11 protein-coding genes and 1 riboswitch are annotated in these 12,390 nt (G+C 72.7%); of the genes, 5 read left to right on the forward strand and 6 right to left on the reverse strand.

Annotated features, from left to right (window positions below; all coding sequences use genetic code 11):
* Window positions 1-8: 8 nt before the first annotated feature.
* Complete coding sequence (locus EAD98_RS16260; RefSeq protein ID WP_121654908.1) at window positions 9-1,148, reverse strand: DegT/DnrJ/EryC1/StrS aminotransferase family protein; 1,140 nt, start codon at window positions 1,146-1,148, stop codon at window positions 9-11.
* A 119-nt stretch (window positions 1,149-1,267) separates the two neighbouring features.
* Here EAD98_RS16260 and lhgO point away from each other — a divergent pair, with 119 nt between their 5' ends.
* Window positions 1,268-2,464 (forward strand): L-2-hydroxyglutarate oxidase, encoded by a 1,197-nt coding sequence (gene lhgO, locus EAD98_RS16265; RefSeq protein WP_121654909.1) that lies wholly within the window; start codon window positions 1,268-1,270, stop codon window positions 2,462-2,464.
* A 33-nt stretch (window positions 2,465-2,497) separates the two neighbouring features.
* On the opposite strand, the gene EAD98_RS16270 is transcribed toward lhgO, so the two are convergent.
* On the reverse strand, window positions 2,498-3,145 hold the full coding sequence (locus tag EAD98_RS16270; protein ID WP_233578825.1) for a TetR/AcrR family transcriptional regulator: 648 nt from the start codon (window positions 3,143-3,145) through the stop codon (window positions 2,498-2,500).
* Between the two features lie 179 nt (window positions 3,146-3,324).
* Here EAD98_RS16270 and EAD98_RS16275 point away from each other — a divergent pair, with 179 nt between their 5' ends.
* The 4 genes from EAD98_RS16275 to EAD98_RS16290 all read left to right on the forward strand — a co-directional run bounded on the left by EAD98_RS16275 (window position 3,325) and on the right by EAD98_RS16290 (window position 8,408).
* Window positions 3,325-4,221 (forward strand): ABC transporter permease, encoded by an 897-nt coding sequence (locus tag EAD98_RS16275; RefSeq protein ID WP_121654910.1) that lies wholly within the window; start codon window positions 3,325-3,327, stop codon window positions 4,219-4,221.
* Between the two features lie 4 nt (window positions 4,222-4,225).
* Window positions 4,226-5,035: an ABC transporter ATP-binding protein gene (locus tag EAD98_RS16280; protein ID WP_121654911.1), complete on the forward strand. Its 810-nt coding sequence runs from the start codon at window positions 4,226-4,228 to the stop codon at window positions 5,033-5,035.
* 142 nt (window positions 5,036-5,177) lie between these two features.
* The gene (locus EAD98_RS16285; RefSeq protein ID WP_121654912.1) at window positions 5,178-6,695 is read left to right on the forward strand and encodes a bifunctional cytidylyltransferase/SDR family oxidoreductase; all 1,518 of its coding nucleotides are present in this window, start codon (window positions 5,178-5,180) and stop codon (window positions 6,693-6,695) included.
* A 42-nt stretch (window positions 6,696-6,737) separates the two neighbouring features.
* Window positions 6,738-8,408, forward strand: coding sequence for a CDP-glycerol glycerophosphotransferase family protein (locus tag EAD98_RS16290; RefSeq protein ID WP_121654913.1), 1,671 nt, complete (start codon window positions 6,738-6,740; stop codon window positions 8,406-8,408).
* Window positions 8,409-8,420: 12 nt separating this feature from the next.
* Here EAD98_RS16290 and EAD98_RS16295 read toward each other — a convergent pair whose 3' ends face one another.
* From EAD98_RS16295 to EAD98_RS16310, 4 genes are all read right to left on the reverse strand, one after another.
* Entirely contained in the window at window positions 8,421-9,167 is a 747-nt protein-coding gene (locus EAD98_RS16295) for an alpha/beta fold hydrolase (RefSeq protein WP_121654914.1), read from the reverse strand.
* Window positions 9,168-9,330: 163 nt separating this feature from the next.
* Window positions 9,331-10,179 carry a C39 family peptidase gene (locus EAD98_RS16300; RefSeq protein ID WP_199723428.1) on the reverse strand — a complete coding sequence of 283 codons (849 nt, stop codon included), beginning with the start codon at window positions 10,177-10,179 and terminating at the stop codon, window positions 9,331-9,333.
* 226 nt (window positions 10,180-10,405) lie between these two features.
* Window positions 10,406-10,545: riboswitch (cyclic di-AMP (ydaO/yuaA leader) on the reverse strand.
* Window positions 10,546-10,835: 290 nt separating this feature from the next.
* A complete protein-coding gene (locus EAD98_RS16305) occupies window positions 10,836-11,600 on the reverse strand; it encodes a hypothetical protein (RefSeq protein ID WP_121654916.1) in 765 nt (254 codons plus the stop codon).
* A gap of 145 nt (window positions 11,601-11,745) precedes the next feature.
* Entirely contained in the window at window positions 11,746-12,141 is a 396-nt protein-coding gene (locus tag EAD98_RS16310; RefSeq protein WP_121654917.1) for a hypothetical protein, read from the reverse strand.
* Window positions 12,142-12,390 lie beyond the last annotated feature (249 nt).

Consider the following 12,390-nt stretch of genomic DNA (forward strand, 5'->3'; position numbering starts at 1 on the left):
CTGGGGGATCAGCGGCTGGTGGCCGCGGTGTTGACGACGTCGATCAGCGTGGCCGCGACGGTCTCGACCTGGTCGTCGGTGAGGTTGGCGTGCATCGGGATGGCCAGGTGCCGGACGAACAGGTCCGCCGAGACCGGGCAGGGCGTGGTCTGGCCGTAGAGCGGCTGGGCGTGCGAGGCGTACGTGCCGAAGGTGCACTGCACCCCGCGCTCGCGCAGTGCCAGCGCGACCGCTCCCCGGTCGACCGACGGGTCCAGCGTGACCACGTAGGACTGCCAGGGGTGCTCGCGGTCCGGAGCCTCGTACGGCGTGGTGATCAGCTCGTGGTCCTTGAGCAGCTCACCGTAGCGGGCGGCGGTGCGGCGCTTGGCGGCCAGCAGGTCGGGCAGCCGGTCGAGCTGGGCGAGCATGATCGCCGCGGAGATGTCGGAGAGCCGGTAGTTGTAGCCCAGCTCGGTGAAGGTCGGGATCGGCAGGTGCGACAGCTCGGCCCGGGTGAGCGCCCCCTCCACCCCGTACGTGTGCAGCTTGCGGGCGTGGGCCGCGAGGTCCTCGCGGTCGGTGACGTACGCCCCGCCCTCGCCGGCGGTGATGCCCTTGCGGCCGTGGAAGCTGAAGGTGGCGATGTCGGCCAGGCTGCCGGCCGGGCGGCCCTTGTAGGTGGCGCCCGCCGAGCAGGCGGCGTCCTCGACCAGGAACAGCCCGTGCTTGTCGGCGATGGCGCGCAGCTCGTCGTAGTCCGCCGGCTGCCCGAAGGCGTCGACGGCGATGATGCCGACGGTACGCGGCGTGATCGCGGCCTCGACGGCGGCCGGTTCGACGGTCCAGGTGTCCGGCCGCACGTCGGCGAAGACCGGCGTGGCGCCGGTCCACATCACCGAGTGGCCGGTGGCCGGGAAGGTGTAGTCACCGACGATCACCTCGTCGCCGGGCTTCACCCCGAGGGTGAGCAGCGCGAGATGCAGGGCGGAACCACAGTTGCTGGTGGCGAGGGCGTGCCGGGTGCCGGCGACGACGGCGAAGCGCTCCTCGAAACGACGGCAGGTTGGCCCGGAACCAGCCAGCCAGCCCGAGGCGAAGACCTCGGCGATGGCGGCGAGTTCGGCCTCGCCAACCGTGGGCTGACCGAGCGCGATGACCTCAGACATGTGACTCCCAGAGAGGATGGACCCGGAGCAGTCTAGGCCAAGCCCACGGGGGGTGGGCCAGTCGGGCGCGCGGAGGGGCTTGGTTACCATCGGTCGCGGCGACCGGCAGGGGAGATGACATGACCAGGTTCGTGGTGGTGGGCGGCGGCATCGTCGGCCTCGCGGTGGCACACCGGCTGATGACCGACCGGCCCGGCGACCCGGTCACGGTCCTGGAGAAGGAGGCCGGCTGGGCGGCCCACCAGACCGGTCACAACTCGGGCGTCATCCATGCCGGCGTCTACTACAAGCCCGGCAGCCTGAAGGCCACCCTCTGCAAGGCCGGCAGCGCCTCGATGGTCGAGTTCTGCCGCGAGCACGGGCTGGCGCACGACATCTGCGGCAAGCTGATCGTCGCCACCGACGCCGCGGAGCTGCCCCGGCTGCACGACCTGCACCAGCGCGCCCTGGCCAACGGCCTGCCGGCCCGTCTGATCGACGGCGCCGAGGCGGCCGAGTACGAGCCGCACGTGGCGGCCGTCGGCGCACTGCACGTCGCCTCGACCGGCATCGTCGACTTCGGCGCGGTCTGCCGCAAGCTGGCCGAGCTGCTCGCCGCGGGCGGGGCGGACCTGCGCACCGGCACCGAGGTCACCGGCGTGGCCACCCGTCCGGAGGGTGTGGTCGTCACGACCACCGGCGGCGAGGTGACCGCGGACGTCCTGATCAACTGCGCCGGCCTGCACGCCGACCGGATCTCCCGGCTGGCGGGCGTGCCGACGCCGGTGCGGATCGTGCCGTTCCGGGGCGAGTACTACGAGTTGGTCCCGCAGCGGCAGGGGTTGGTGCGGGGTTTGATCTACCCGGTGCCGGACCCGCAGTTCCCCTTCCTCGGGGTGCACCTGACCAAGATGATCGACGGCAGTGTGCACGCCGGCCCGAACGCGGTGCTGGCCACCGCCCGCGAGGGCTACTCCTGGGGCCGGATCAGTCCGCGTGACATCTGGGACGAGCTCTCCTACCGCGGTCTCTGGGCGCTGGGTCGGCGGCACTACCGCTACGGCCTGACCGAGGTGGCCCGGTCACTGTCGAAGAAGCGCTTCGCGGACAGTCTGGCCCGGCTGGTGCCGGAGCTGACCCCGGCCGACATCGTCCGGGCCGGCGCCGGCGTGCGGGCGCAGGCGATTCTTCCCGACGGCGGCCTGGTGGACGACTTCCTGATCGTCGAGGCCGACCGGCAGGTGCACGTGCTCAACGCGCCCTCCCCCGCCGCGACCAGCTCGCTGGAGATCGCCCGGCACATCGTCTCCCGACTTCCGGTCGACGCGCCCCGCTGAGTGCGAGCGCCGGGCCGCGCGAGGGTCGGGCGGTCAGGCGTGCGCCGACGGGGCGACCGCGCCCCGGGGCCGAGGCACGGCCGGTTCGGCGCCGAGCCCGGTGGCCACCGACTCGACCAGGGTGCCGAGGTAGGTGTCGGTGATCGGAGCGCGGGCGATGGCGAGCCGCCAGTAGAGCGGGCCGATGATGAGGTCGACGGCGGCGTCCGGGTCGGTGTCGGCGGGCAGCTCGCCGCGTTGCACGGCGCGAGTGACGAGTCGGCCGCCGACCTCCTGCTGGCGGGCGTGCAGCACCTGACGCAGGGTCTCGTCGATGGCCGGGTTGCGGGCGGCCTCGGCGAGCAGGTCGGGGATGATCTGCGAGGCCAGCGGATGCCGCAGCGCGTGCGCCACCGCCTGGAAGAGCAGCGCGAGGTCGCCGCGCAGGGTGCCGGTGTCCAGCACCGGCAGCTTGCCGTGCGCCGCGGCGGCGACGATCTCCAGCACCAGCTCGACCTTCGAACTCCACCGCCGGTAGACCGCCGTCTTGCTGACGCCGGCCCGGCGGGCCACCGCCTCGATGGAGAGCCGGCCGTAGCCAACCTCGGCGAGCTCCTGCATCAGCGCGCGCCGGATGGCCGTGGTGATCTCACCACGCAGCACCGCCGCGCCGGCCGGGGCGCGCCTCTTCTCGGTCGTCACCAGGGACTCTTCTCGCAGGTCACGACGACCAGCGTAGCGCAACGACGGTACGGTTGCGTCCCGACGTGTTTCGGACTACTGTCCACGCAGCGACGAGGCGGCGCTCCGCGCACAGCTCCCACTAGGATTCCATCGTCGCGAGCAACCCCGTCTGCACGAAAGATCGGAGCGCCATTTCCATGGCCACCACCGCGCTGGTCGACCCCGACACGGGCCTGACCCAGGCGCAGCTGGCCGCTCGGCACGGGCTCCGGGTCGCCGGTGAGCGACCCACCCTCGTCGAGTACAGCCGCCGACTCTGGGCCTACCGGCACTTCATCGCCGCGTACGCCAACGCCAAGCTGGTCGCCTCGTACAGCAACGCCAAGCTGGGCCAGCTCTGGCAGGTGCTCACCCCGCTGACGAACGCGGCGGTCTACTACCTGATCTTCGGGGTGGTGCTGGCGCAGAACGAGAACATCCCGAACTTCATCGGCTACCTGACCACCGGCCTGTTCATCTTCAACTTCACCCAGAGCGCGGTGCTGGCCGGCACCCAGTCGATCAGCGGCAACCTGGGGCTGATCCGGGCGCTGCACTTCCCCCGGGCCAGCCTGCCGCTGTCCACCACGGTGACCCAGTTCCAGCAGCTGCTGGCCTCGATGGTGGTGCTGCTCGGCATCGTGCTGGTCACCGGGGAACCGATCACCCTGAAGTGGCTGATGCTGGTGCCGGCCCTGCTGCTGCAGGCGGTGTTCAACGCCGGCGTGGTGCTGCTGGTGGCCCGGATGGGCGCCAAGGCCAGCGACCTCAAGCAGGTCATGCCGTTCATCCTGCGCACCTGGATGTACGGCTCCGGCGTGCTCTACAGCGTCACCCTCTTCGATCGGCTGCCGGGCTGGGCGACGACGCTGGTCCAGTTCAACCCGCTGCTGGTCTACATCGAGCTGGCCCGCTACGCGCTGCTCGATCAGCCGCCACTGCTCAACGAGTCGCTGACCCAGCTCTGGCTGGTCGGGGCCGGTTGGGCGCTGGTCGGCGGGATCGGCGGCTACATCTACTTCTGGCGCGGCGAACAGGAGTACGGCCGTGGTTGATCACATGCAGGCCACCGACGAGGCGACCGTCTCCCTGCCCGTGCTGACGCAGGAACGGATCCCCACCGTGGTGGTGGACGACGCGCACATCATCTACCGGGTGCACAAGGGTGCCACCGGTGGCACCACGCCGGTGGCCGCGCTGCGCCGGCTGGTCAAGCGCACGTCCGCGCCGAACGTGCGGGAGGTGCACGCGGTGAAGGGGGTCTCGTTCACCGCGTACCGGGGCGAGGCGATCGGGCTGATCGGCAGCAACGGCTCCGGCAAGTCCACCCTGCTGCGGGCCATCGCCGGCCTGCTGCCGGTCAACCGGGGCGCGATCCACACCCAGGGGCAGCCCTCGCTGCTCGGCGTGAACGCCGCCCTGCTCAACGACCTGTCGGGTGAGCGCAACGTCACCCTCGGTTGTCTGGCCATGGGCATGCACCCCGACGAGGTGGCCCAGCAGGCCGCCGGGATCATCGACTTCTCCGGGATCAACGAGCGGGGCGACTTCGCCAGCCTGCCGATGCGCACGTACTCCTCCGGCATGGCGGCCCGGCTGCGGTTCTCCATCGCCGCCGCCAAGAAGCACGACGTGCTGCTCATCGACGAGGCGCTCGCCACCGGCGACAAGGGTTTCCGCAAGCGCAGCGAGCAGCGGGTGCGGGAGCTGCGGGAGGGCGCCGGCACGGTGTTCCTGGTCAGCCACCAGCTCTCCTCGGTGCGGGACACCTGCGAGCGGACGATCTGGCTGGAATCCGGCGTTCTGCGGATGGACGGGCCTACCGACGACGTCATCCGGGCATACGAGGCCTACGCGAACAGCAAGTAGGGTTGGGCGAACAGACGGCTTCGACAGGGCAGCGCCGAACCGCGTCGCCGTTGGGGCGGCGCGGTCCGAGCGTTAGGGTTCATTCCGTCGCCGCTCGGGCGGAACCTTCCGTTAACGCATACCTGAGAGTGAGGATCCGGCAATGACGCAGGACCAGACCACTGGCCCGGACGCCACACCGGAGACCTTGGCGCCGTGGCGGCCCTCACGGACGGTGGCCGTGGTGCTGGCCGGCGGCACCGGGACCCGACTGGGCCTCGGCATCCCGAAGCAGCTGCTGAAGATCGCCGGTAAGCCGATCATCGAGCACACCCTGGCGGTCTTCGAGGCCGCCCCGGAGATCGACGAGATCATCGTGCTGATGGCCACCGGGCACGTCGAGGACGCCCGGCAGATCGTCGAGAAGGCCGGCCTGCGCAAGGTCACCAAGGTGATCGAGGGCGGCGACACCCGTAACGCGACCACCCGGATCGCATTGGACGCGGTCGGGCCGGCGGACTGCAACATCCTCTTCCACGACGCGGTGCGTCCACTGCTCAGCGGCCGGATCGTGCGCGAGTGCGTCAACGCTCTCTGGACCTACGACGCCGTGGACGTGGCCATCCCGTCCGCCGACACGATCATCCAGGTGGACGAGAACGACTGCATCACCGACATCCCGGTGCGCTCGCGGCTGCGCCGCGGGCAGACCCCGCAGGCGTTCCGCTCCCCCACCATCCGCGAGGCGTACCGGATCGCCGAGGGCGACCCGAACTTCGCCGCCACCGACGACTGCGGTGTGGTGCTGCGCTACCTGCCGGGCACCCCGATCAAGGTGATCGACGGCTCGGACGAGAACATCAAGGTCACCCACCCGGTCGACGTGCACCTGGCGGACAAGCTCTTCCAGCTCGCCGCCGCGCAGGCGCCCCGGCTCACCGACCACCGCAGCTACACGGAGGAGCTGACCGGCCGCACCGTCGTGGTGTTCGGCGGCAGCTACGGCATCGGCCACGAGCTGACCGAGCTGGCCCGACGCTACGGCGCGCAGGTCTTCCCGTTCAGCCGCTCCACCACCGGCACCCACGTGGAGCGCGCCGAGGACGTCGAGGTCGCGCTGAAGACCGCCTTCGAGGCCACCGGCCGGATCGACCACGTGGTGGTCACCGCCGGCATCCTGGAGAAGGGCGCCCTCGCCGAGATGGACGAGGAGACGATGGACCGGCTGCTCCAGGTCAACTTCGTCGGCCCGGTGACGATCGCCCGGCAGTCCCTGCCGTACCTCCAGCAGACCAAGGGCCAGCTGCTGCTCTACACCTCCAGCTCGTACACCCGGGGGCGGGCCCGCTACGCGCTCTACTCCGCCACCAAGGCCGCCCTGGTCAACCTCACCCAGGCGCTGGCCGACGAGTGGGCCGATGTCGGCGTACGGGTCAACTGCATCAACCCGGAGCGGACCGCCACCCCGATGCGGACGCGGGCCTTCGGCGAGGAGCCGGAGCACACCCTGCTCGCCGCGGAGGCCGTCGCCCAGTCCTCGCTGGACGTGCTGATCTCCGATCTGACCGGCCAGGTGATCGACGTACGCCGAGCGCCCGGTGACGGGCCCTCCGCGACCGTGCCGGCCCAGGCCGGACCGGGCCGGGTCGGTTCGCCGGCCGGTGCGGCATCCGCGAGCTGACGCTGACGACGGCGGAACCCCGACGGCGGCGAACGGAGCGACATGCGTGGTGATCTGGTCCGAAAGCTGGCCGCCCGGTGCCTGAGTACCGGCCTGGCCGTGCTGGCCTTCGTCACGGTGGCGCTGACCGGGGCCACCGGATGGGGACTGGCGCTGGCCGTCGCCGCGCTGGCCGCGGCGGCCGCCGAGCAGCGGATCCGGCCCGGCGCTGACCTCGTCGCCGAGACGGCGCTGATCGCCGCCGCCGTCCTGGTCGGATACTCCCGGCGGCTGGACGACGGGCTCGACCCGGCGCTGGTGGCAACCGCGCTGGTGCTGCTGGGGCTGGTGCTGCTGGTGGGGCCGCTGCGGACCGCCGGCAACCTGGAGGTCCGGGTGGCCAACCTGCCGGTGCGGGGCTGGACACCGCTGATCGCCGACCAGCTCGGCACCGCCCTGCTGGGGCTGCTCGCCGTGGTGACCCTCGCCTCCGCGTTGACCCTGCCCGCCGCCGTGGCGCTGGTCGCCAGCCTGCTGGTCGGCGTCGGCGCGGGGGCGGTCGCCCTGGACCTGGCCCGGCGCCGGTTCCGGCCGGCCGCCGGTGGCGGGGCCGTCGCCCGCGCGCTGCGCCGGCACCGGCCGGAGTTCCTGCTCTACTTCTCCGCGCCGCCCGGCTCGGAGTACCAGGTCACCATGTGGCTGCCGTACCTGGAGCGGATCGGGCGGCCGTTCATGGTCGTGCTGCGCGAGCCCGAGTTCCTGGCGCCGATCGCCGCGGCCACCGACGCGCCGGTGGTCTACTGCCCCACCCTGCGGGCGATCGACGAGGCGCTGGTGCCGAGCCTGCGAGCGGCGTTCTACGTCAACCACGGGGCGAAGAACAGCCACTGCATCCGGTTCACGCAGCTCACCCACGTGCAGTTGCACCACGGCGACAGCGACAAGGCGCCGAGCGCCAACCCGGTGTCGGGGATCTTCGACCGGATCTTCGTGGCCGGCCCCGCGGCGATCGACCGGTACGCCCGCGCCGGGGTGCAGATCCCGCCGGAGAAGTTCGTGGTGGTGGGCCGCCCGCAGGTCGAGTCGATCGAGGTACGCCCCGAGCCGGTGCGCGGCCTGTCGCACCCGACGGTGCTCTACACCCCGACCTGGACCGGGCACCACGCCGACGCCGACTACTGCTCGCTGCCGGTGGCCGAGGGCCTGCTGCGCCGGCTGCTGGAGCGCGGCGCGACGGTGATCCTGCGCGCACACCCGTACACGGCGCAGAACCCGGCCTCGGCCCGCCAGCTCGGCCGGCTGACCGAGTTGCTGGTCGCGGACCGGGCCCGGACCGGGCGGCAGCACGTGGTCGGCGCCGCGGCCCGCGAGCTGAGCCTGACCGAGTGCGTCAACCGGTCGGACGCGCTGATCTCCGACGTGTCCGGGGTCATTTCGGACTACCTCTACTCCGGCAAGCCGTACGCGGTCACCGACATGGGCGACGAGGGCGAGCGGTTCGTGGAGAACTTCCCACTGGCCGGATCGGGCTACGTGCTGCGCCGGGACATGGCCAACACCGACGACGTGCTGACCGCCCTGCTCGACACCGATCCGCTGGCCGAGGCCCGGTGGGCCACTCGCCGTCGCTACCTGGGTGACTTCCCGGTCGAGTCGTACGCCGAGGCCTTTCTCAGCGCGGCCCGCCGGGAGTTGGCCCCGGCGAAGACCCTCGCCGCGTCGGCGCAGGTGTGACGGCGGACGCCCTCAGCGGTACGCGTCCAGCAGCGCCAGCACCGCCCCCGGATTCTCCACGTGCGCGTTGTGCCCGAGCCCGGGGAGCGTGACGACCGGTACGCCGAACTCCTTGAGCTGCGCGTCGGTGACCATCGGGTCCTGCTCGCCGCGGGCCAGCACCACCGGCACGTCGGTCGCCGCCAGCAGCGCGGCGAGGTCGGGAGCGCCGACGGCGAACGCGGCCGGGTCCATGGCGAGGCGCCACCGGCCGTCGACCTGGCGCAGCCCGGCGTCCACCAGCGGGTGGTCCGGCGGGACCAGGCCGGCGAGCCCGGAGACGCGCAGGTAGCGACGGGCCGCCTCGGTGCGGCTGGCGGACCAGCTGACCGGGCGGGCGGCGAGTTCGGCGGCGCGGGTCAGCTCGTCGGGTGACCACACCGCCTTGATGCCCAGCCCGACCATCGCGTCCACCGGCATGCCGGCGGCCCGGGCGGCCAGCGCCAGGCCGACCACCCCGCCCAGCGAGTGCCCGAGCACGACGATCCGGTCGTCGGGGGCCAGGCCGTGGGCGATCCGCTCGGCGAGCCCCGCGAAGGAGTACGACGGCAGCGGGGCCGACCAGCCGTGACCGGCGAGGTCCGGTGCCAGCCACCGCCCCGGCCAGTGCTGCTCCAGCAGCGGCGCCCAGGGCAGCCAGACGTCGCCGGTCGCCCCCATTCCGTGCAGCAGCAGCAGGACCGGCCCGCGGCCGGCGTGACCACCCGATTCATCCACCACGGCCGCAGTCTCCCACGGTTCGGGGACGGGTACGAGAGCCCGCGTCGGCGGCACCTGGGGATACACCGACCAATGGAGATCCACTGTAGAGTCCGCCGGCTGGAGAAACGCCGCGGGCGCCGGCCCCTTGTGGGGGACGGCGCCCGCAGCGGCTGCGCCCGGGTCAGGCGGAGTAGCCCCGAGTGGCGATCCAGTTCGCCAGGTCGATCGTGGTGATCCAGTACGCCGGGTCGGCGGCGTTCGCCGAGTCGGCGATCCGCACGATCCGGCCGTTGTCCTTGTAGCCCACGACGGCGATGTAGTGCCCGCCGCCGTAGGAGTGCCAGCCACCATCGGTGTCGGTGGCGTCGCCGGCCACGTTGGCCACCACGCCCCGGCCGGCGGTGATCGCCGTGACCACGTCGGCCTGGAGCCGGTCCATCTGGGCGGGGCTGGGCGCGCCGGCGAACATGCGGGTCCGGTACGGGGAGCCCTTCACCTCGGCGTTGAGCACCCGGGTGGTGTCCAGGGCCGAGTTGGTGCCCATCTCGGTGGTGCCCAGCTTGGCGCCGAGCTCCTCCTGGGTGCGGTCGATGCCGGTGGCGCTGAGCGCGTTGCGGGTGGCTGCCGGCCCGCAGTTGTAGTACGTGTTCTGGGCCTGGTAGTCGTAGTCGAGCACCTTGGTGGCGGGCGGCTTCGGCGGCGCCGGCTTACGGGTCAGGTCCGGGTTGCCGCTGGCCTTGGCGGCCGGCGACGCGGCGCTGGCCGTCGGTGCGGCGCTGCTCGGCGCGGTGCTGGCCGAGGGGGTCGCGACGCGCGCCTCGCCGCGGGAGGCGACGGTGTCGCTGCGCATCTCGGCGACCGTGGTCGCGGTGTGCTGGCTGGCCGGGGCGTCGTCAGTGCCGGCGATCAGGGCGCCGGTGGTGGTCGCGAGCGCGAGAGCCGCGGCGGAGGCGGCGACGATCTGGTACGGACGCTCGGTGGTGAGACGACGGAGCTGACGCTTCAGGGTGTGCTTCACGGGGTCCTCCACGGATCGGGGGGTGAGCGGCACACCGGGCCGGACCGATTTCCGGGCAGGCGCCAGCGCGCGGACCGTGGTCCGCGGGTGGTGAACCGCTCAGGGGACTGCCCGGCGTGGCCGGGCGGAAGAGGCGGTGACCCTGGGGGTCAGCTCACCGGACGGATGAGCGGGGGCACCGCGGCGCCGTGGAGGCGGGGAAACAACCGAGGGGTGGAGAGGTGCTGCACGAGGATGGAACTCCTTCCGACACCGCCTACCGGGTTAGCTGACGGATTCGGGCGGGAAGATCGCCCTACTGCGGGCCGTGGCTCGCGGATTCACCCCGGACGTACCTGGGTCCCCGGTTCGTAGATCACGATTGAGCGGGTCGGCGCGGCGTCGCCTCTTGCGATCGGTTACCGCACCGGACGGGACGACACTACTGGTCGGTTCAAGTGCTGCCAAGCCAGGTTCACCTGCGTAAACCTGGATCTGCGCGCGAATTTCTGCGCGTATTGCCACTGACGCGACTCGATGGGACAACCGGTTATGGTGGCGCCTACGGTCGACAACCGGACAGGCCGTCGACAATGGTTCCGCATTCGCGCGAACATTGCGCCCGACCGTTCCGACTGCCCGTTACGACGGCGGTGTGATCGGGCTCACGCCCCGGTCGGGGCATTTCCTCAGCCCACCCGCGCCGGGTGCCAGCGCGCCGCGGTCGCCGGCCGGGCCGCCACGGTTACTGCCGGCCGCACCGGCACCAGGATCGGCCGCAACCGGGCCGCCGTCGCGTACGCCTCCGCGGCGAGCGTGCGGGCCGCCTCGGCGGCCAGTTCCGCATCCCGCCAGGTGGACCGTTCGCGCTCGGCGGCGGCCCGGTGCTCGACCAACTTGCCGTCCCGCACAGCGCGGCTCAGCAGCACCTCCTGCTCGACCGGGTGCCGCCGGGGATCCCAGCCGTTGCGGTGCGCGAAGACGTCGGTGAGCTGACGCATCGACAGGTCGCCGCGCCAGTGCGCCGCCATCGCCGCGCGGTGCAGGTAACGCTCCCGGGCGGCGTACTCGCTCGGGGACTGCGGCGTACGCGGTGTGGGCAGCGAACCGGCGCCGGCGAACCGACGGGCGGCCCGGTCCGCCTCCTCGTACGCGGCCCAGGCCCGCTCAGCCGCCTCCTGCGCGGCCAGCCAGTCGGCGCGACGTCGTCGGGCGGTCTGCGCCGCGCCGGCCGCGGCGACGGCCACCTCCTCGGCGTACCGGCGCAGGTCTGCCGCCTCGACGGCGGCGAGCTCCCGAGTGGTGGGCGCAGGAGACTCCTCGACGCCCGGACGGTCCCGCTCGGGGCGGGCGACCAGCACGGTGAGCACGGTCAGGGCCAGCAGGAGCAGTGCCGACCAGATGGCGGCGGCCTGCGGAACCTCGGTCAGGAACTGGTAGAGGACGGTCTCCATGATCGGCACCTCGGAGGAAGGAACGCTGCGGTGGGGAGCCGCACAACCGACCCGGGCGGGACCACGTGGCGGGCCACGGGCCGGCGGGCGGGGATGCGGAGTTGAGTGATCGACAGGCGTGGCGGCGGGACGTCGTCCCGGTGGCTCAGCGCCGCGGCGGGGCCCGGGAGGCCCGCGTGGCCGGATCGGCGGTGCGCGGCGATCGCTGCGGACCGGCCTCGATCGCGGCGGCACCGGCCTGCGCCGGAACGGCGGCCTCGACGGCGGGTGCCGCCGCGTGCGCGTCGGGCGAGACCGGCGGGGCGGTGCGGTCGACGACGACCGGGGCCGCGAGGGCCACGGAGCTGGTGGGAACGACCCATCCGGAGGACGGAGAGCCCGAGGACGCCGCCGAGGCGGGCAGCGGGTCGGGCGAGGCGGCCGACGCCGGTGAGGCACCCGAGCCCAGGGCCAGAGCGGCGACCACGGCGAGGCTGGTCAGCATCCGCGTCGCCCAGCGCGCCACCCACCACAGCGGACAGGTGAGCGCGACGGGAAGCACGTCCCCACGCTACCGCCGGCACCGGCCCGGCGCATCGACGCCGGGCGTGTCGAATACCGCCGCGCCGCCGGATCCGACCAGCGTGGACGCTCGTCGCGGACGTCGGAGCGGCAGGCCGCTCAGCGGACGTCGGAGCGGCAGGCCGCTCAGCGGACGTCGGAGCGGCAGGCCGCTCAGCGGACGTCGGAGCGGCAGGCCGCTCAGCGGACGTCGGAGCGGCAGGCCGCTCAGCGGACGTCGGAGCGGCAG

Origin of the sequence: Micromonospora sp. CV4, from assembly GCF_003667455.1 — a bacterium.
Taxonomy (GTDB): domain Bacteria; phylum Actinomycetota; class Actinomycetes; order Mycobacteriales; family Micromonosporaceae; genus Micromonospora.